This is a genomic window from Sphingobacterium sp. ML3W (assembly GCF_000747525.1).
Classification (GTDB): Bacteria; Bacteroidota; Bacteroidia; order Sphingobacteriales; family Sphingobacteriaceae; genus Sphingobacterium.
On the sequence record NZ_CP009278.1, the window covers coordinates 4,856,139 to 4,875,013 of the forward strand.

Genomic DNA, 18,875 nt, shown 5'->3' on the forward strand with positions numbered 1-18,875 from the left:
TTAGGTTAGTTCCACTCTTGTTCTTGTGCCTGCGTTTCTGTGTTCCAAGACTCTTTTAAATTGCTTTCCACAGAACCCGCCGCAATACCGTATTCAAGTTCTACATACTGAAGATTTACTCGTGGCGCTTCATAGCGTATTTGACCTTTATTGTTGGTCAAATTTTCATTTGTTGTTTTCATTCTTTTATTATTGTTATTAATATTTTGTTCAAAATTTTATATCGAAACTACTTTTAAGCCGAAACTCAGCAACTCAAACATTGAACTGTACAAGATTTATATGGCATTAAACAGTCTGTTTTTATTTAAAATTTTGACGAAAGTAGATAATAGTTCAACACAAAATTCGAATTTTGAAATAACAATTTGTAATTGTAGATTAAATGCCACAGAGATAACAAGTCGGCCAAAACAAATTCCATTTAACTAAATATCAATAAATTAACAATACAGAATGTGGTTAATAAAAAATTAAAAAAAAGAAAATACATAGTTTATATTTTCCTTTTGAGCAAAAAAAAACTCCCGACCTTTTGGGTCGAGAGTTTTTTGTTTCATATAGTTACTACTTACTTAAGAAAAAGTACGGTTATCATCCTCACCATTACCCCATGATTCCTGTATTGTATTATTAGTTGGATTAGATCCAGCCGCAATACCTTGCTCCAATTCAATCGTAGTCATTTCTACTTTTGGGCTTGTATATGTTTTTTTCAATTCGTTGTTCATCTTATTGTATTCTTTAATATTATTTGAAATTAATTCTTACAAGCACCTTTTTTCAGACCTTTTCCAAAGCCCTGTATACCTGTTGCATTGTCCACACGCTGTGTTATTTTCACAGAGTTTGATTCAGCCCCACCTTTCCAATTAACATTATTGAATGGCTTATTATCAAGCATTTTCATTGGTAATAATTCACCATCTGCAGATTTTCTACCGAATACAGTCACATATCCAGCTTGGTCAATGTTCACTTGGATTAATGGATTCGTTTGTGTTGTGTAATTTCCTTCCATTCCCTTGGCCCATACCTGAGGAATACCACCAGCACCATGACGTGTTCCATCTGTAAACCCAATGGTCTGAGCTGTACCTAGACCGGCTTCAAAAACTTCAAATTGTAACTCTTGATTTGCGATATTCACCCCATTCACATTCATATTAAATGAATTGTCTAGCGAGTAGATATTAAATACAAAACCGTAATCAGCAGCTGGAGCAGTAATCTCACTAGATATGATCGATCCATTTGCAGCATTAAAAGGACCAACTTGGAATACATCGTTAACGATGAAATTTCTGATAACTGCACCATCACCTGGATTACCGTAAATAGGGAAATTCCAATTCATTCCACTCGTAACAACTTCACCCGTACATACCTTATACTCTAGGTTCAAGTTATAACGTTGACCTGGTACGATATTCAATTTATCAAAAGAGAAATTATTATTCACAACTCCACCAATTTCCAAAGTACCAAAAGTAAGCGTAGCACCTTTTAATAATTCATCATGAATCAATAATGTTGGTGTACTAGTTGCTACAAGAGAACCAGGAGTGAAACCTGGAAACGCTACAGCAACATTTTGATTAGCTTCACCGTTATAAACAATTTTATTATCTGCAAATGTCAAACTTGCACTTGCATGCGATGGTGTTATAGTTGGCGCAACGATTTGTCCAATAGTACCAATTGTACCTTCAGCTACGAATATCTTTGTCGTGATCTGGCTGTACTGGTGTTTCAAAGTAACATTCAACGTATTCGTTACACCAGGTTTCACTTCCAATTCACCTTTGAAGTACATCAAGTCAGCACTGATATCTTTTAAAGAAGCTGTCGATAAACTACCCACGCCTTCTACAGAAGGAACTGAAGTTTCATTCGTCGAGTAAGCAATAAAAGTATATGTACCTGCATTCAAAGCAATCTCTGTATTTGTCTCTTCAGCATTAAATTCTTTTGTAGACACAAAATCACCATTGCTATCATATACCAACACCGCATATTTTACACCATTAGCTAAGTTAAAAGTACCTGTTGATGCTGCTGCAGCTGCACGGCTAGTACCTGCACGTAGGCCATTTGCCTGGTTAGCTGGAGCATCTGTTGTCAATGTTGCAGTCAAGGTACTTCCTTTAGCGAAAGGTACTGAAGACACCTGAACATCTTGTTGATGAGAAGCAGCACCTGCTTTTGTTTTTGCTCCATTACTTGAAGCCGGAGTAGCAACACCCAAAAGGTTTACTTTAACTACAGTATCACCACTTACAATACTGTCTTGTGTTTCTTTACACGAGTACGAAGTTAAGCACAAGAAAGCAACAACTGCCATCATGACTTTACCTTTGGATTTTTGATAAAATTGAGAAATCATTCTTTTTTTAATTATTTATTGATTATGTTAGAAACATGATGATATGCAAGTCAACCAGGCTGAATGTGACAAAAAAAAGCGTCCATAGAAAATCAAAAATCGACAATGTTTTATATACTTTCTAAGTAAATAGATTTACTTAGAAATAAATTCTTACGCAAAAGTAGCTGTATAAATGAGAATGAACGACATTCCTCTACATTATAAATTTTCCTGTAGTTGTATTACTACAAAAAGACAGATTAACTTAACCAGGTATCGATATACAACAAAACCTTAAACCATTTAAAGACACTTAACATTTAACCCACAATCCCATAATTCTACAACAGAAGCCATAGCTTTTAGGCTTATATATACTTTTTCAATTTATTATCCATGATAACTTATTATTGTAAATTCATCAAATCCTTAAGACTATAAGTAATTGAACACTGTTTTTCTCTTCCCCCCAACAGTTGCCATGATTTTCGTCGTACCAGCTATAAAGAACCAGCTTGTGCATATATCAAAACTGTGAATTTCACATTTTCATCCAAAGCTGGTCGGTCCGTTGTTGCATCAGCAAGATTCGCACTAGACTCACTACCCACCGGATTGGGTGTGCTGGAAGTCAATATGACGTTAAAAGATGAAATCTTTGAAAAAGTAACGTTGACCACCTGCTCTTCTTAATGAGCAGCACCAGCTTTAGGTCCATTATTAGCGTCACTATTCGCAACACCCAAAAGATTTACCTTCTCTACAGCACTATCATTCACGATACTGTCTTGTGCTTCTTTACAAGAGTACGATGCCACACAGACAAAGGCCACAAGGACCAACATCGCTTTACTTTTTGTTTTTTGATAAAATTGCAAACTCATGCTATTAAAATTTATGTGTCAAAATGCTAAGTACATGACAATTTTGTATAGTACAGAAATCCAATTTATTATATCCAGACAGGAGTGTTTCAGCGAGATAATCGAGTCCATATTTGAATACAGATTTTGCTTTTCTGCCGTGTTTCTTGATCGTTATCGGTTTTATTTCCCGATCAATGTAGTCTCCGATAAGATAGCACCAGATAAACGCCAACATAGTAAGCATCATTAATTTTTCAAGTCTGTCGAGTGCCGTTACATGTGTATCTTCGATATTGAACCCACTGGATTTCATTCCTTTGAAAAGGGTTTCGACTTGCCAACGTTCTTTGTAATACCTCAATGCTTCATCAGGCTTATTAAAAGAGACCAGTATAAGCAATTCGATCTTTCCTTGCGCACTAGATTTTGTGGCCGATAGATAGCAAAGTTCTCCGCCTAGCTGTACAATATGCTGATAATGTTGATATTGCTTAACCTTTATCGAATTGAACAGATAGGAAGCTTTGATAAAAGATTGTTTTCTTGGTAAGAAGACCTTAAAGTTATTACGTATCCTGATATGATAACGAATATTATTGAGGTTTAAGAAGTTGAGCCAGAGATCTCCCACAAACTCCCTGTCGGCCAATAGGCAATCAATCTGATCCAGGCCAAACCAATCGATGAAGTTCTGCATCAGATCGATCCGTTCCTGTGTGTTGGAGTTTCCTCTTTTGTCAAGCATCTTAAATAGAAGGGGAATAGCCACACCTTTGTATATCACGCCCAACATCAAGATATTGATATTACTGCTCCCGAACTTCCAATTTGTTCGGTCCATGACCAATATTAGCTTTCCTTTTACAGGTAGCATACTGAATATCAAAGAACTGATAAGCTTCATCGGCAATTCTGCCTCCGCCATAAAGCGCTGTATGCGCCGCATGCAGCTCGAGGCTAGGCTTGCAGAGTCAAATCCTGCAGACACTTTCACAAAGTTCACAGACTTTGTTTTGCATAGCGCTGTTACGAATAGGCAAACAAGTCGGATCCTGGCTAGGTGAAGATCTTTGCTCATATGAGCTTTAAATAGTGTCAATAAGTCTGTATCTTTAGCCCTAAGGCTGGAGTTCTTTTTTAAAGGCATTACCTGAATAATAATCCTTTAATTTACTGAATTTCAGCCTTTTAACCAAATTAACAGGAGATTATTTTATTGGTTTTTAGATACTTGTGAGTTTTGTCATGTACTAAAGTCAAAATGTTTAAAAAACTATTTATATATCTTCACCAATAAGCCACCATACACAATTATATGTCCTTTCAAAAAATAGTTTGCAAAGCAATAATTATGACACCAATGGTATAAAAGTTGATTCTTCAGAAAAGTTATTTCCAACTTGAGTTAAAATTTTGTAGACGAGTTTCTACAGGCCTAAATGCTCACTACAGTTCATAAATATTATTGAATCAGCTAGTTTTAACTAATAGATCAATAGAAATCAATTAACTTATCACTATAAAAACTCACTTACTTAATTGCAGGCATGATAGCCCATAAAGTGTCGATTCATGATTAAAATATCGTTTTAGCTAAAAAACAGCATAGATGAATAACTCGAATAAAAAGGTTAAAAAAGGATATCAGATTTGGTAAGAATTCTTTTTAAGAACAAGGAGGCTAAAAAACATTCTTATATGTATATGCGACAAGAAAAAAAATAAGGGTTTATCAAAAAAGGATAGAAATTCCCTATTTTTCAAATAAATATTTTCTTAGTTGTTTATCAATCCAAATTTTGAATTTTTATAAACATCTTAAAAAAAAACGAAATATGCCCAACATAAAATTAATGACTGAAAGTTAAAACAAAACTAGTTGTCATTAAATTTATATTAAATTTAATCACTTCCGTCCTAAATAAATTTTAGGCGCGTGTTTCCCTTGAAACAGTATCTATTTTTAGATAATTTCAATTTTGACCCTATTTTTTAGTCTGAGAATATCTGTAGCTGTCCATTTTTACCCTTAACTGGTGGCCTGATAAAAGGATCATCTATCCATTGCCATATATTTATTTTCACGAATATATTCATCCTGATAAACCCGACCAAGTTAGACAGATTCCAATCGTATTTAGCCTTCTTCTGAAGGTATTTGAGCAGTAATATTCCAATCAACGAAGTCCATATTTGGATCATGACCGCATTTTCAGAAGTACCCACAAAAGATGATATTTTTAAGCGTTGCTTCAGATGCTTGAAGAAAATCTCGATCTGCCATCGCTGTTTATAAATGTTAGCTACTAGTGATGCCTTCCATTGGATATTATTTGTCAGAAAGTGGTACTGGTTGTCTGTGCTGCTGTCCCAAAAGTGAATCAAGCGTAATGGTTTAGAGTTGTATCTATCTGCTGATGGACCAGAAAGCTCAATGATCTCATCTTTAATGATTCCCTTTTCAAGGAGTGCTTCACTCTGGTATGACTTGATAACGTTGTACTTCATGTTAGTTTTACTCCTGGTAACAAAATAACAACCTCTGCTGTCCAAATCCCCGAGCCAGTTGTAATCCACATAACCTCTATCCACCACTACAACGCTTCCTTTGGAAAAACTATAGCTACCCGCACGCTGGCTTTCATGAACTTTCCCGTCTGTAATCTGCATGAAAACAGGAAGACATCCATCATAATCCAGCACAGTGTGCAGTTTTACAGCACCTTTGGTGCTTCTAAATTTAGCCCAGTCAAATACAGATAAACATAAAGGGATGATACTGGCATCCATCAGATAAACCTTGCGCTTTAATTGCGTTAGATCTTTGCGCAAATGGGTATCCTTTTGCCATAGCTTATCTAATAGCGAAAAGTACAGATCTTTAAAGAGTTCATGGGTGCGGTGCTTGTTGATATAGGAAATATTGGACTTGCTGGGTGCTCTACCAACACCTAAATGGTTCAAATTACCAGTCGTACTACGTAAGCCATTACTGATATCACGAACTGAATCTGCAGAAGAAAAATGGCAAAACAACATGCTAGCAAGATGCGTCCAGCTGTTGATCCCTTTACAATGTTTGTCACTCTTGTGCTTAGCAACCAAAACCTTGAATAATTCGCGGTCGATAAGTGATAAAATCTGACTAAAAACGTTTAAATTTACCATGGCGGTGTGTTAAAATTTGACGATTTAAATATAGCAACTTTGCTATAGCAAAACACCGCCACTTTTTTCAACGTTTAGGACGCTACTGAAATTTAATGGACAGGATACATAGATTAAAACATTAGTCCTACTTTTACTTCAATCAATAAAATTAAATTAGAAAAAATGCCATTAAATTATCATAATCACAATTGCACACCTTTTTGAAATTTAATACCTTGTTTAAACAAACAATAAAGAAACTGATTATCTCAATTTGAAATTAAAAGGAAATAAAATATTTTAAACTTTTATTTTGTAAAATTGTTATTAGTTCGTAATATTACATAGCGAAAACATATTTTAACAGGTTATAACCATCAGTAAAAGAGGGTAAAGCATTTACCGGACAAGGATGAACAGGTTTTAAAGACACATACCTTCCATATGGCAATGCTATAACTCCCTCAAAACACGTATGAATAATAATATTAATTAATCATAGTTTAATTTTAACCACAATAATACAAGACATTAGTATATCCAAACAATAACATTATGAATAAGAACACAAAAAAAATGTACGTAGCCCCGACTATTGAGGAGCTTGTAGTCGAATTAGAACAAGGTATTGCCGCAGGATCAGGAGGTGCACAACCAGGGGCACCTACTATTAATGAGCAAGATGGTGCAGGAGCAAGCGGTTGGGAAGTAGACGGCTTTTAATTTCACTAACCCTAACTAACAATTTTAACAATATGAAAACAATCAATAATAATATAGCGAGTAAGTTTGCTCTTGCCGCTTTTTTGGCTTTGGGCACGTTAGCTATAACAAGCTGTAGTAAAGACAATAACCAGACGGATCAAGAGATTCCAACAGGAAATAGCCAACTCATCGTTCGCATTGCGGGCATCAGCGATGGCGAAAATATTTCTACAAAAGGAGCAAAAGGAAGTACATCAAAAACTTCTGCCTCCACTCATTCTATCGAATTGGTTCAATCCAACGGTTTCGATGCTATCGTTGCAGTAGATAACAACGCACCTTCTGTTAACGCCTCCCCACTTTCTCAAGCTGGACTACGAGCATCAAGCGGATTAAAAGCAGCCTCTACACCGTTAACATCAACCACCACATATCGCTTATATTTATATAAAAATAATGGCGGCACTTATACTTTTACAACATCAATGCAATTTACGCCCGGAGCTGAAGCACCGATTCAGATACCAAATGGCTCTTACAAATGGGTAGCATTGTCATACAACAATACAGACCCAATACCTAACGCAGATATATCAAGCAACATCGTATTACCTGAGAACAAAGATGTACTTTATGCATCATCAGGAACTACTGATATTGTCGTTAATGGCAATACTGCTCCCTTAAATATTACTTTTGACCGTCTTTATGCCCGAGTCGCTATTGAGGTCAATACCTTAGGTATGTTTGCTCCAATTAATTCTGCCACTATTGCAGTAACAGGACAAAGCGCAAAAGCAGCAACGGTCAACTTAATCACCGGAGCTCTTACAGTAGCACCATCCGGAGGTGTCCCAGCTCTTACAGAGGTCAACTTTACAAATCTCGATGGCAACGCCAGCAGAAAGGTCGCCTACTACTACACAGCAGACCAAACAGCTCAAAACCTAACGGTATCCGTAACCAATTTAAAAATACAAATTGATAATGGCACCGAACGTACCTTTGGCGCAACACCCTTGTCTCAAAGCAAATCACTTACACTTGAACGTGGCAAAAACCACCGCTTCTTAGTAGGCATCACAGAGTCTGCATTGTCGTTTGGCTCGGACACTGGCGCGGCAAAATGGTCCAGATCAAATTTATACTATAAACCAAACGATCCGACACCATACCGCTTTTACCACACCAATCCACAGACAAACGACCCTAACAGCTTCTTCTCTTTTGGAGCGCATCGCCCACGCGTATTAGCAAGCGCAAATGCTGCTGTAGATGCTTGTGCATTGGTTTATCCCGCAGGTTTGTGGAAAATACCTACCGGCGCACAATTAGACAATGTAACCTCTAAAGATCTACTTGGCGCATTATTAGGCGAACTTAGTTTAACAAATATTGCAGGAATAGATGCATTAGTAGTTGTACAAGATTTATTAGCTGCTCAAGTAGTAGGTTCAACAGCAACCGCTACGTATTCTGAATTTACACCAACCACAGGCAACAACAGTGCATATGGCGCAGCGACTTCGTCAGTAAACAGATTACGCTTTAACTATAATGGCTATATGAACACACTAGGGGCATTAAATAATTTAATTACTCTTGAATTGGGCAATACTTACGGTAGTTACAACGCATTTTGGACAAGTGAAAACTTAATCGGATCTCCTCTCATCAATCTTGGAGTAAAATATCACTTAGGACATACTACAGGCGGTAATTACAAAGCCTACAGAACAACAAGTCTTTTAAGCGCAGGTCTTCTTGGCGCAGTAAGTGTCATCAACTCCCCATTAATGAACATACGTTGTGTACGTGATGCAACTTGGGCAGCAAAAAGCACAGCCCCAGGTTACAACCCAATGCCGGTTTATCCTAACTAGATAACATAATACCCCCTTAGTAGCAACTGCTTACTAAGTCAAACGCAAATAAAACAAGAGCCACTCCAATAGGAGCGGCTCTTGCATTTTAAATAATAATACAACTTATGAAGATTTTCAGGAAAAATGTAATGGATCAGATTTTGTTACTAGCATTCTTAGCGTGTAGCACACTCGCAATCACCAGCAGTTGCAATAAAAACAATAACCAAACCGGGCAAGAGATTCCAGATGGACAAAGCCAAATCACTGTTCGCATCAGCGGTATCAACGAAGGCGACAGCAACATTATAAATGGAACTAAATCCAGCACCTCTAAGTCCACAACACCCCATCAACATACGATCAATATAGTTGAAGGAAGCGGATTTGATGCTATCATCGCAGTAGACAACAATGTCACCACAGCAACACCTGCTACATTAGCCAAAGCAGGAATAAAAGCGACGAACGGCATGCGTGCAGCATCCTCGCCAATGGAAGGAGGCACACTTTACCGTTTATTTTTATACAAAAACAATAGTGGTATCTACACCTATACAAAATCAGTAGAACTTACTGCAAGCGGCGAGAACCCGATCCAATTAAGCAACGGAACCTACAAATGGGTAGCAGTATCCTACAACTCAAAGACAGATACTGTTCCTGACCGTGGAGTGGACAATAATTTTATCTTACCGGAAAATAAAGACGTACTCTACGCCACATCTAACACAGATCTGGTCATTGCCGGAGCTACAGTTCCCATTGCGATTAACTTCAATCGTGTATTTGCACGCATCTCTGTAGAAGTAAACACCTTAGGTATTTTCGGACCCATGGAATCAACACCCACTATCAGTGTAACCGGTGATAAAATACTTAAAACGGGAACGATTGACCTGACAACAGGCGAATTTATCGGAAGCTTAACAACGGGAACCGATCTAGCATTAACCTCGACCGATTTTACCGATATAGATCCAGTGGGTAGTGATGCTTATCAAAAAGTAGCTTATTTTTACACCGCAGGTCAACCCGCAAAAGACCTAACATTAACTTTATCCGACTTAACAATCAAGCTAGATGACGGTACAAAACGTTATTTTTTCCTCAGTACACTCACGCAGAGCAAATCGATTACACCTGAGCGCGGTAAGAATCACCGCTTCATGGTCGGTATTGCAGAATCTGCATTAACACTAGGCACAACTAAATGGGCAAGATCTAACCTCTTTTATAGAACTACGGACGTGCTTGGAGCAATAACACCCTACCGCTTCTATGCCAACAACCCTTACCTGCCAAATCAACAAGAAAGTTTCTTTTCTTTTAAAGGACACTTTCCCGGTAGATTAGCTTCAGCAAATCCAGCAAATCAAAAAGACCCTTGCTCTTTGGTATACCCTGCTGGTCTTTGGAAAACACCATCTCAAGCTGAAATAAGTCCGTTGACATCCAACCAAGGGCTACTTGATGGTGCCCTCGGAAGCGTGCTCGACTTATTGGGCACCATGCCCGCAACCCCGGGCTCAAATTATGGCACTATATATATCGAATATCCCGTTACAGCTGGGTTCAATCCCGCCTACGGAGGTACAACCTCGCGTTCAAATAGGGTAAGATTTTATTACAACGGTGTCCAAAATAATGTCACCTTAGCAAATGGGCTCATCAACCTGACGGTAATCGAAGCTGGAAGCACTGCAGGTATTTGGACGAGTGACCGCGTATTAGACGGTGGACTGTTAGATCAGCTAAGTACTGGTGTTGGCGCATGGGGACTCCTGGGATCCACAAAAAATCAATCGCTATTTCAACCCCAAAGAGCCATTGCCACCAAAAGCGCAGGCCTTCTAAACATCGATTTATTGGGACTCGGGCTTATAGGTTCGGGCTTTATGAATGTCCGCTGCGTACGCGATGCATCATGGAGCACCGCAAGTGCCTCACCAACTTACAACCCATATCCTGTTTTATAAAGCTAATTACAATAGTAATTTTTGTGAAATCCGATTCGCAATTAAAAGACAAGAAGATTCTTTAAAGAATCTTCTTGTCTTTTTAGGATAACAACAAAATGGAACAACCCCCATTTCCTTCCAAATAAAATATCAAAAACACATCTTACCAGATGTAACCATAAAATTACAGGCACGCATCAGTCTTTCTCACCACACCTAACATTATCGACGTTATAACATATATAAATAAAAACTTACCTTATTGTCAAAAAAAAATGACAAATCAAAAAGTGTATTGTGAAACAATAATTAATTTAGTACTTTCGTGCGTTATAAGTTATAAAATTACATAATCAAAACATGTGATTTACTAACAAATAAAGTTTACACATATATTACCTATTGAAATACAACATGTTGTATCACAATAAAAAGCTAATAGCACATAGCAAATCTGTGCTTACGTTTACTAAACCAGATAACAAGACATATTGATATGCTTGGCCATATTATCGAATAATCAAATTACTGGTTAAAACATAGCACAGGTCTAGTTAACACTTATTCATATTCAAACGAACTTATATTAAGTTATATATTCGAATTCGGACATGATTTTAGTTGAATATAAAAAATCCAGACAGCGTAATTTCTGGAGTCTGGACCATTTTGTCAAAAAAATTTTTTTATCACATATACAGGAAAATTTAAATTAACACTATGAAAAACACAAAAAAAATGTACGTATCGCCAACGATTGAGGAGCACGTAGTAGAATTAGAGCAGGGCATTGCCGCAGGTTCACAAGGAACACCACTTCCATCTGATGGTGGTTTTGGAGAAGGTCTAGGTGGAGAAGGAAATGGGGAAGCGTAATCTATTCAGCCAATAGATCATATTTAATTATTAACGATTTTTAAAAAATTTATGAATTTTTCAGGTATTAAAAAGGCAAATTGGATAGTTGCCACAGTTCTTCTAGCTACTTCAGGTATGCTTGCAACCAGCTGTTCCAAAGAAAATAACGCTTCGACTGAAAACACAGACGAGTATGATGGTACAAATTTAGTCCTTACAGTAAAAGGAATAAACGAAAATCAAACTTTGAATGAAGAAGTTAAACAATCATCCGTTAATACAAAATCAACAAAGATGAGCGTAAAATCTTACGCTGACGTTGATGTTGTTTCAAGTATTGACAACAATGTACCTTTCAATGGTACTTCAGAAGTTATTTCTCAAAAAAACAATGGCTCTGGTCAAGTTGCTAATGCAAATACGAACTTGCGCGCAGCAACGTTAAATGCTGGAGTAACCTATCGTTTATACCTTTTATCTGCTGATGGAACACAGGTGGTTTCATCCCAACAATTTACTACAGGTAGCACAGGAACTACAATTGGTGTAACTCCAGGAGCAACATATAAATGGGTTGCTTTATCATACAATAACGCAGAGGCAATTCCTACAATTGCAACGGGTAGCACTTCTATCCTACTACCAGAGAATAAAGATGTATTGTATACTTCAGGTAATGTAACTATCCCAAGCGCACCTGGTGCAGATGTATCATTACCTATTACATTTCAACATGCTTTCTCTCGTCTAGCAATCGAGTTAAACTCAATGGGTGTTTTTGGAAACATGAACTCAGGAACAGTTTCAGTATCAGGATTAGCTTTAAAAACTGCAACGATTGATGTTGCAACAGGTGCACTTACACCTTCTGCATCGACTTACACACCAGCTATTAACTGGAACAGTTTTACAAATATTGATGCAGCTTATAACGATGCTAAAATTGCATATGTTTATACTGCTGGAACTTCTACATTATCAAATGTTGAGGTTTCAGTATCTGATTTAGCCGTTACACATAGTGATGGTGTGGACCGTACATTTGGTTCAGCATCTCCTATCAAGATCTCTTATAGTATCACGCCAACTTTAGGCAACAGCCACCGTTTATTAGCTAACATTGTTGAGTCAGCATTGACCGCAACAGGTCTATCTCAGACAGGTACTACTGTAAAATGGTCACGTTCAAACTTGTACTATGCAGCGGGTACACGCAACCCTTACCGCTTCTTTGCAGAAAACAAACAAAGATCGGATGCAAATAGCTACTTCGCTTATGGAGCTCTTACTCCAGCGAAATTTACTGCCACTCCTGGTGATCCATGTGCTGCTGTATATCCTGCAGGTTTATGGAAACAACCAAAAAGTTCAGATTACTTTAGCGTAACTAATGGTGAAGGTCTATTAAGTGGTTTATTGACAAGTGTAGGTACTTTAATAGGAGCTAGAGATGAAACTCCTAACTCTTCAATTGGCGTAGCTACTGCAACTGGAAATTATGCACAATACACCTCTACAGCTGGTGGAAATAATGCTGCATTTAACGACGCATCCAACAACATACGTTTCTACTACAACGGTCAGTTAGCACAAGTAAGTGTACTTCCTAATGATTTCCTTAATCTTGACCTTACTGCAGTAGCTAATCTTTTAGGAGCTAGCTACGGTTCACAGGCAACATTTTGGGCTTCAGATGCACCGGGTAATCTCTTAGGTTTAGTTGAGTTGGGTACTTATGGTTACCTTGCTACAACAGAACAACAAGCTTTGCTTGGTATTCCCACTGGTACTAAATTTGTCAGAGCAAAAAGAACTGGTGAATTATTATCAAAAGTTAGTTTATTAGGTCTTGACGTATTAAGCTCAACACTTAAAAATGTACGTTGTGTACGTGCTATATAAGGGAATATCATTTTTTTTTGACTCTACACACTGCTTAATTTTACCTACAAAATTAATTTAGGTTAAAGTATGATCTTAGCTAATATTACTGCTAAGCAATCTACCCATAAGTAAATAAAGGGCCGTTTCGAAAGATACGGCCCTTACTTTTTTAAAGAACTAACTAACTAACTAACTAACTAACTAACTAACTAACTAACTAACTAACTAACTAACTAACTAACTAACTAACTAACTAACTAACTGAACCTGCTAACCAAACTTTTAATAGAGCGTATAGTTGTTGGCACGAACACGACTTATCCAAGCAAGCAATTGACAAAGAATAACAAAAAATAATGTTAGGCCGACAACATAGGTGCTCACTCCGACCATACCGCCAGCAGTAGCAGAATCTAGAAATGGGTAAGGAATAGATTGACGAGCAGTAATCCGAGATATACCTTATTACTTATTCATCTATTAAGGTACCAATGGATACTTCACCCCTTCGAAGGTCATTTTTACCGGTTTTATAAATCCCTGTTCGTCAAATGTCATTTCGTCTATACAGGTTTCTCTTTCGTTGGCACCGGTCTTGCCCAAAGGTCTTCTATGATAGACAATATAATATTTATCTGCATTGGGTACTTTAATCACGGAATGGTGACCGGCACCGATGGCTATTGTTGGATCCTGCTCCAGAATAGTTCCTATACGCTTAAATGGACCTAACGGCGAATCAGAGATTCCATAAGCGACTTTATAATCTGGACCTCCCCAGCCGCCTTCGGACCACATAAAATAATACTTGTTATCGCGGATAAACATAAAAGGCCCTTCGACATAATCTTCGGGTGTCACCTCTTTATAGATTGTACCATCTTCAAAGGGTAACAATTTTTTAAAATCCGCACTCAATTTGACCACATTACAATGTTTCCACCAACCGTAAAACATATAATATTGACCATCTTTATCTTTAAACACAAATTGGTCGATAGGCTGTGCACCATTCACGATTTCATTGATTAAGGGCTTCCCCAACAGATCTCTATATGGCCCTTCTGGTTTGTCAGCTACCGACACACCAATACCTCCGATTTCACCTTCATGCACATCGTTTGCCGCAAAGAAAAGGTAGTATTTATCATCTTTTTGGATCACACTAGGTGCCCACATCGCTTTTTTAGCCCATTTCACTGCTGCCGTATCAATAATACGTGGATGCTTCTCCCATTTTACCAAATCTTTGGACGAAAATGCATCAAAGAAAATCTGGTCTTCGTATGCCGCCGAATAAGTAGGAAATACCCAGTATTTATTATTATAAATAATACCCTCGGGGTCAGCGTACCAACCTGGGAATACAGGATTTTTCTGCGCATGTGCAGCCTGTGAAAAACAGAGTGCTAAAGCAGTTAAAGGATAAAGGATATATTTCATGGTTAATCGGTTTAGAAGCATTGAAATTAATAAATTTCTGGGAATTATCCAAAACTAACTATTTCGTCTATTTCAATCTAATATTTAGCGTTTGGCAAAGCTCTGGAAACATATTCTTTTTTTTCTCCTAACCATCTAAAAGTTTAAATTTAATCAAATCGAATAATGAACGGCCAATATTATTATATTGGGTATAATCAGTATGAATTTCCGAACTATTAGCAACCTACCATCCATACCCACCAACCACTATAACAAGCAATTAGCTTATTCGAAAAATTATCCTTTAATTTGTGTGTCAATAAGAAAGTTACATAACGCGATGGCTAGAAAAACATATCAAGGGGAAAAAAACGATAAAAATAGAACGATGAACAAACTCATCCAATCTGTTGGAGTCGTATTGGAAAAAAAAGGATATACCGGCTTGACGATTGCCAATATCTCGAGTACTGCTGGTGTGGACAGAAAACTGATTTCTACTTATTTCGGAAATATCAATAACCTGATCGAAATCTATATTAAGAGTAAAGATTATTGGGTAGCAGCTACCGAGCAAGCAGAGCAGTCCTTAGCAAATGCTAAAGATTCCAGTACACGTCATTTTATAGAAGAATTATTGATTAACCAGATTGATCAATTTAGGCTCAATGAAGAAATGCAGAAGGTGGTCTTGTGGCAGATTAGTGAACCATCGGAAATCATGTCACACGTAACCCAAGAAAGGGAGAAGATGAGTTCTCTATTTTTCGCGCAATCCGATAAAGAACTGGCAGGCAAGAACATTGACCTCCGCGCAGTATCGAGCTTACTGGTCGCCGGCATCTATTACCTGGTTTTACATAGCAAAACCACGGACAGCACATTTTGTGAAATCGATATTTCCACAGAAGCGGGAATGGATCGAATCAAAAATGCGGTCAAGACAATTTTAAAGCAAACCTATCCAACAGACTGATAAAATTCATTTTTCTACGCAATCACTTGTTTATTACATCGTTTATTTAGAACTTTAATAGTATGATATCAAATAATTTGAGCATGAAGAAGACAGTACTTTTAATAGCAGGGTCCTTTTTGGTTCTTTCCTGTAACCAGAAAGTGAAGCAAGATGTAAACGAGCAAAAACAATCTGTGCAAACTAATGGAGAAGAAACCATTGAGGGTGATAGCGCGACGATTACAAATCTAAATATAGCCGACATCCCCTATTCAAACGCTGATCTTGGAGCATTTCCTTTCTTTACATTACCAAAAAATCTGAAAGAGCTCAATAAACCGCTGCAGAAGGATTTTGACGTCTGTTATTTCCCCATTAATGGTGTATGACCCCATTTGAAGGCAAGATGTATAAGACTTTTGTCACAGGGGTTGAAAAAGAATCCTTTTCCCAAAGATATTTTGAAAAGAGCCTCGAAGACTACTTAAAATCTAGGGGTGCTGTAAAAATATTCGACGGCCATCTTACAGCAGATGAGTATGATCGTTACCACAACAAAGACCCAAATAAAGGGGCGGAAGGCGATATGGGCTATACAGATGAACGAATCAAGTTTTACATGATCCGAACGGCAGATAAAGGCAATGTCTATATCCAATTTACCGCAAATAATGCCTCTGGAAAATTGAATATCCTACAAGAAGAAGTCGATAAATCATAACATCATTATGTGAGCCTAGAGAATTGGAAATGCTCACCACTAATTTCTCTGAAATAAAATCCAAAAAACCGGAACTGATTCGCTTATTTAAGCGAATCAAAAACACAAGAGGGACCTAATTTTAGTTCCCTCTTTTTAGTTTTCATAACCAGCCTAATAACTTCAATCGGTATACATTATTCAGCGTATTTTTCCGCAACTGTAGTAGCTCACTCTCTCTGACACACTGAAGTCCTTTTAGTTTCCGTTGATCACTTGCTCCACACGTTCCAGTTTATCCTCTTTCAATATCGATAATCTAACGATCGTATTTTCCAGAGCCTTCAGGTTGTGCATAACACCCCCTTCCAAACAAATCAGATCTCCCTTTACCATCGCAAAAGAATCCCCCTCCACTCCCAATTCCATTGTACCTTCCTGAACGTGGATCACAATTGGAAAAGGACTTTTATGATCTTTAATTATTACGCCTTCGAACAAGCAGATGCGCAATTCCTTAGTCATAGGTGTTTCTAATATCAGGGCAACCAATGGCTTATTTTTATCAAATACCAATGCCGTATAAAGTGAAAGCGGTGTGTTTTTAGTTTTTGTTTTCATATCAAATTTTTCATCATCATTCATTGCTCATTCATTAATGCTGGTTTTTATTCCCGTCCGCTCATTTACGCTGTTTGTTCGTCTTTAAACACTGATGTTTGGTAACGCTAGAATAAAGATATGCATTAAAAAAATAATAAAAGAGTTTACTATCTTTTATTATTTTTATTCACTACATTTGTTTTAACGAATCTTCATCCTTCCCAATTATTGAGGAGTGAGATAATTCCAACAAAATATTTACAGCCAGACTTAACAGTTTTTTACCTCATTTAAAGGAAAAAATAATCCTGCTTTAACTTTTAAGTTAAAGCAGGATTATTGCATATCATCTTTCGATTGTTACTATATGTCCTTTATTTCAGAACGAATTTAAGTCCCAAAGTGAAATTGGACGGTTCAAAATGCGCTCCGTGTGATAAGTTCCACCATGGTTTCCAATCAAAATGCATGGCTAGTGGGGCAGCAGGAATCCTAAACTCCAGACCAAGCGCCGGACGGATTGCAAAATCTACATGTGTGTCATCATTTTTCCAATGGTTATGTTTATAGCCTTTATCATAGTCAAAAAATGATACCTGTGGCCCAACACCAACATACCAAGATAGACCACGTGATCCAGAAATACGCTCGTTATACGAATAATCAACACCTAAAACAGTGATGTGATCACCAAACAATACCTGCGCATTCACAGCATCATTTCCGCCAAAATTATGTTTGATCTGCGGACCGAACAATGTTTCGCCATTTCCGATGTCTATTCCTAGACCAATAGCGGTACGATAAGGTGTTTGTGCATTCGCCCGATTATTTAGGGCAAATAGCATGATAAAAAGAGTAAAAATAGGTAGAAGTACTTTTTTCATGATAGTAATAAAAAATTAATAATAGTAACCTGTTACTGCAGGTTTCGCTGTTACAACAAATAGTTTGCCAAACAAGCAATAGCAACATATTTTACTAAAATATTTTATTACTCAGACGGGATAATCAGTTACAATTTTTATTAAAAACACAATTTTTCACACAATGTGTAAAAAATGTGGATAAAGTAATCCACATTCATGATGAAGTATCAAATAATACTGAGAATGTTATTTTACAAACACAAAATGTAGATAATGTGTGCATAAAATATAGCGTATGGATAAGCATAATTCAGGTAGGCTTATAGTTATATTTTAATTACCAACACTTATCCACATGTTATTAACATAAAAATCCTATAATTCCCACAATTGCGGAAACGGTTACTAACATAATGTTCATAACTTTATGAAAAACGTGTATAACTGCATATTTCCCAACAAAAAATGTAAAATGTTAAAAAAGTAATTAACATACCATCATCAACCTATTATGAGAAACAAATTTACGAAACACACCTAGAAACATGCCATTAAGCAAAATGAACACACATTATTCACAAATAATTTACATTTAAAAGAAAATTTAAAAATCTATAAAACACACTTACTAACATGTTATCAACATTTTTAGCACATACATAC

Annotated in this window: 18 protein-coding genes; 9 read left to right on the plus strand and 9 right to left on the minus strand. The window is 37.1% G+C overall.

The features are described from left to right. Positions 1 to 5 precede the first annotated feature (5 nt). The 3 genes from KO02_RS23855 to KO02_RS20650 form a co-directional block, all read right to left on the minus strand. The gene (locus tag KO02_RS23855; RefSeq protein ID WP_158500323.1) at positions 6 to 182 is read right to left on the minus strand and encodes a hypothetical protein; all 177 of its coding nucleotides are present in this window, start codon (positions 180 to 182) and stop codon (positions 6 to 8) included. A gap of 393 nt (positions 183 to 575) precedes the next feature. Next, positions 576 to 731: a hypothetical protein gene (locus KO02_RS24030; protein ID WP_200878576.1), complete on the minus strand. Its 156-nt coding sequence runs from the start codon at positions 729 to 731 to the stop codon at positions 576 to 578. Positions 732 to 760: 29 nt separating this feature from the next. Further along, the gene (locus KO02_RS20650) at positions 761 to 2,386 is read right to left on the minus strand and encodes a hypothetical protein (protein WP_038701370.1); all 1,626 of its coding nucleotides are present in this window, start codon (positions 2,384 to 2,386) and stop codon (positions 761 to 763) included. A 516-nt stretch (positions 2,387 to 2,902) separates the two neighbouring features. Here KO02_RS20650 and KO02_RS23860 point away from each other — a divergent pair. Further along, the gene (locus tag KO02_RS23860; protein ID WP_158500324.1) at positions 2,903 to 3,061 is read left to right on the plus strand and encodes a hypothetical protein; all 159 of its coding nucleotides are present in this window, start codon (positions 2,903 to 2,905) and stop codon (positions 3,059 to 3,061) included. Here KO02_RS23860 and KO02_RS20655 read toward each other — a convergent pair. The 3 genes from KO02_RS20655 to KO02_RS20665 all read right to left on the minus strand — a co-directional run bounded on the left by KO02_RS20655 (position 3,058) and on the right by KO02_RS20665 (position 6,402). Then, positions 3,058 to 3,252, minus strand: a complete 195-nt coding sequence (locus tag KO02_RS20655) for a hypothetical protein (RefSeq protein WP_038701372.1) — start codon at positions 3,250 to 3,252, stop codon at positions 3,058 to 3,060. The genes KO02_RS23860 and KO02_RS20655 overlap by 4 nt on opposite strands. A 4-nt stretch (positions 3,253 to 3,256) precedes the next feature. Next, the gene (locus tag KO02_RS20660; RefSeq protein WP_051960122.1) at positions 3,257 to 4,381 is read right to left on the minus strand and encodes an IS4 family transposase; all 1,125 of its coding nucleotides are present in this window, start codon (positions 4,379 to 4,381) and stop codon (positions 3,257 to 3,259) included. Positions 4,382 to 5,226: 845 nt separating this feature from the next. Then, the gene (locus tag KO02_RS20665; protein ID WP_038694773.1) at positions 5,227 to 6,402 is read right to left on the minus strand and encodes an IS4 family transposase; all 1,176 of its coding nucleotides are present in this window, start codon (positions 6,400 to 6,402) and stop codon (positions 5,227 to 5,229) included. A gap of 537 nt (positions 6,403 to 6,939) precedes the next feature. On the opposite strand from KO02_RS20665, the gene KO02_RS23865 reads away from it, so the two are divergent. From KO02_RS23865 to KO02_RS20680, 5 genes are all read left to right on the plus strand, one after another. Then, positions 6,940 to 7,107, plus strand: a complete 168-nt coding sequence (locus tag KO02_RS23865) for a hypothetical protein (protein WP_158500325.1) — start codon at positions 6,940 to 6,942, stop codon at positions 7,105 to 7,107. Between the two features lie 32 nt (positions 7,108 to 7,139). Next, positions 7,140 to 8,972, plus strand: a complete 1,833-nt coding sequence (locus KO02_RS20670) for a hypothetical protein (RefSeq protein WP_038701374.1) — start codon at positions 7,140 to 7,142, stop codon at positions 8,970 to 8,972. 107 nt (positions 8,973 to 9,079) lie between these two features. Next, a complete protein-coding gene (locus KO02_RS20675) occupies positions 9,080 to 10,933 on the plus strand; it encodes a hypothetical protein (protein ID WP_038701376.1) in 1,854 nt (617 codons plus the stop codon). 702 nt (positions 10,934 to 11,635) lie between these two features. Then, positions 11,636 to 11,791, plus strand: a complete 156-nt coding sequence (locus KO02_RS24035; protein WP_200878577.1) for a hypothetical protein — start codon at positions 11,636 to 11,638, stop codon at positions 11,789 to 11,791. A gap of 51 nt (positions 11,792 to 11,842) precedes the next feature. Next, on the plus strand, positions 11,843 to 13,675 hold the full coding sequence (locus tag KO02_RS20680; protein WP_038701378.1) for a hypothetical protein: 1,833 nt from the start codon (positions 11,843 to 11,845) through the stop codon (positions 13,673 to 13,675). A 462-nt stretch (positions 13,676 to 14,137) separates the two neighbouring features. Here the strand turns inward: KO02_RS20680 and KO02_RS20685 are convergent, their stop codons facing one another. Further along, positions 14,138 to 15,100 carry a glycoside hydrolase family 43 protein gene (locus KO02_RS20685; protein WP_038701380.1) on the minus strand — a complete coding sequence of 321 codons (963 nt, stop codon included), beginning with the start codon at positions 15,098 to 15,100 and terminating at the stop codon, positions 14,138 to 14,140. Between the two features lie 370 nt (positions 15,101 to 15,470). On the opposite strand from KO02_RS20685, the gene KO02_RS20690 reads away from it, so the two are divergent. The 3 genes from KO02_RS20690 to KO02_RS23015 all read left to right on the plus strand — a co-directional run bounded on the left by KO02_RS20690 (position 15,471) and on the right by KO02_RS23015 (position 16,761). Continuing rightward, the gene (locus tag KO02_RS20690) at positions 15,471 to 16,058 is read left to right on the plus strand and encodes a TetR/AcrR family transcriptional regulator (protein ID WP_235212299.1); all 588 of its coding nucleotides are present in this window, start codon (positions 15,471 to 15,473) and stop codon (positions 16,056 to 16,058) included. Positions 16,059 to 16,141: 83 nt separating this feature from the next. Next, positions 16,142 to 16,429, plus strand: coding sequence for a hypothetical protein (locus KO02_RS23010; RefSeq protein ID WP_144243368.1), 288 nt, complete (start codon positions 16,142 to 16,144; stop codon positions 16,427 to 16,429). Next, on the plus strand, positions 16,426 to 16,761 hold the full coding sequence (locus tag KO02_RS23015; protein WP_051960126.1) for a hypothetical protein: 336 nt from the start codon (positions 16,426 to 16,428) through the stop codon (positions 16,759 to 16,761). The genes KO02_RS23010 and KO02_RS23015 overlap by 4 nt, the downstream gene beginning before the upstream one ends. A gap of 237 nt (positions 16,762 to 16,998) precedes the next feature. On the opposite strand, the gene KO02_RS20700 is transcribed toward KO02_RS23015, so the two are convergent. Beyond that, positions 16,999 to 17,361, minus strand: coding sequence for a hypothetical protein (locus KO02_RS20700; protein WP_038703123.1), 363 nt, complete (start codon positions 17,359 to 17,361; stop codon positions 16,999 to 17,001). 356 nt (positions 17,362 to 17,717) lie between these two features. Further along, positions 17,718 to 18,230: a hypothetical protein gene (locus KO02_RS20705; protein WP_038701384.1), complete on the minus strand. Its 513-nt coding sequence runs from the start codon at positions 18,228 to 18,230 to the stop codon at positions 17,718 to 17,720. Positions 18,231 to 18,875 lie beyond the last annotated feature (645 nt).

What these genes read in the sequence shown, in the direction of transcription:
- KO02_RS23855 (WP_158500323.1), bottom strand. Translation starts at nt 182, where the DNA reads ATGAAAACAACAAATGAAAATTTGACCAACAATAAAGGTCAAATACGC.
- KO02_RS24030 (WP_200878576.1), bottom strand. Translation starts at nt 731, where the DNA reads ATGAACAACGAATTGAAAAAAACATATACAAGCCCAAAAGTAGAAATG.
- KO02_RS20650 (WP_038701370.1), bottom strand. Translation starts at nt 2,386, where the DNA reads ATGATTTCTCAATTTTATCAAAAATCCAAAGGTAAAGTCATGATGGCA.
- KO02_RS20655 (WP_038701372.1), bottom strand. Translation starts at nt 3,252, where the DNA reads ATGAGTTTGCAATTTTATCAAAAAACAAAAAGTAAAGCGATGTTGGTC.
- KO02_RS20660 (WP_051960122.1), bottom strand. Translation starts at nt 4,381, where the DNA reads ATGCCTTTAAAAAAGAACTCCAGCCTTAGGGCTAAAGATACAGACTTA.
- KO02_RS20665 (WP_038694773.1), bottom strand. Translation starts at nt 6,402, where the DNA reads ATGGTAAATTTAAACGTTTTTAGTCAGATTTTATCACTTATCGACCGC.
- KO02_RS23865 (WP_158500325.1), top strand. Translation starts at nt 6,940, where the DNA reads ATGAATAAGAACACAAAAAAAATGTACGTAGCCCCGACTATTGAGGAG.
- KO02_RS20670 (WP_038701374.1), top strand. Translation starts at nt 7,140, where the DNA reads ATGAAAACAATCAATAATAATATAGCGAGTAAGTTTGCTCTTGCCGCT.
- KO02_RS20675 (WP_038701376.1), top strand. Translation starts at nt 9,080, where the DNA reads ATGAAGATTTTCAGGAAAAATGTAATGGATCAGATTTTGTTACTAGCA.
- KO02_RS24035 (WP_200878577.1), top strand. Translation starts at nt 11,636, where the DNA reads ATGAAAAACACAAAAAAAATGTACGTATCGCCAACGATTGAGGAGCAC.
- KO02_RS20680 (WP_038701378.1), top strand. Translation starts at nt 11,843, where the DNA reads ATGAATTTTTCAGGTATTAAAAAGGCAAATTGGATAGTTGCCACAGTT.
- KO02_RS20685 (WP_038701380.1), bottom strand. Translation starts at nt 15,100, where the DNA reads ATGAAATATATCCTTTATCCTTTAACTGCTTTAGCACTCTGTTTTTCA.
- KO02_RS20690 (WP_235212299.1), top strand. Translation starts at nt 15,471, where the DNA reads ATGAACAAACTCATCCAATCTGTTGGAGTCGTATTGGAAAAAAAAGGA.
- KO02_RS23010 (WP_144243368.1), top strand. Translation starts at nt 16,142, where the DNA reads ATGAAGAAGACAGTACTTTTAATAGCAGGGTCCTTTTTGGTTCTTTCC.
- KO02_RS23015 (WP_051960126.1), top strand. Translation starts at nt 16,426, where the DNA reads ATGACCCCATTTGAAGGCAAGATGTATAAGACTTTTGTCACAGGGGTT.
- KO02_RS20700 (WP_038703123.1), bottom strand. Translation starts at nt 17,361, where the DNA reads ATGAAAACAAAAACTAAAAACACACCGCTTTCACTTTATACGGCATTG.
- KO02_RS20705 (WP_038701384.1), bottom strand. Translation starts at nt 18,230, where the DNA reads ATGAAAAAAGTACTTCTACCTATTTTTACTCTTTTTATCATGCTATTT.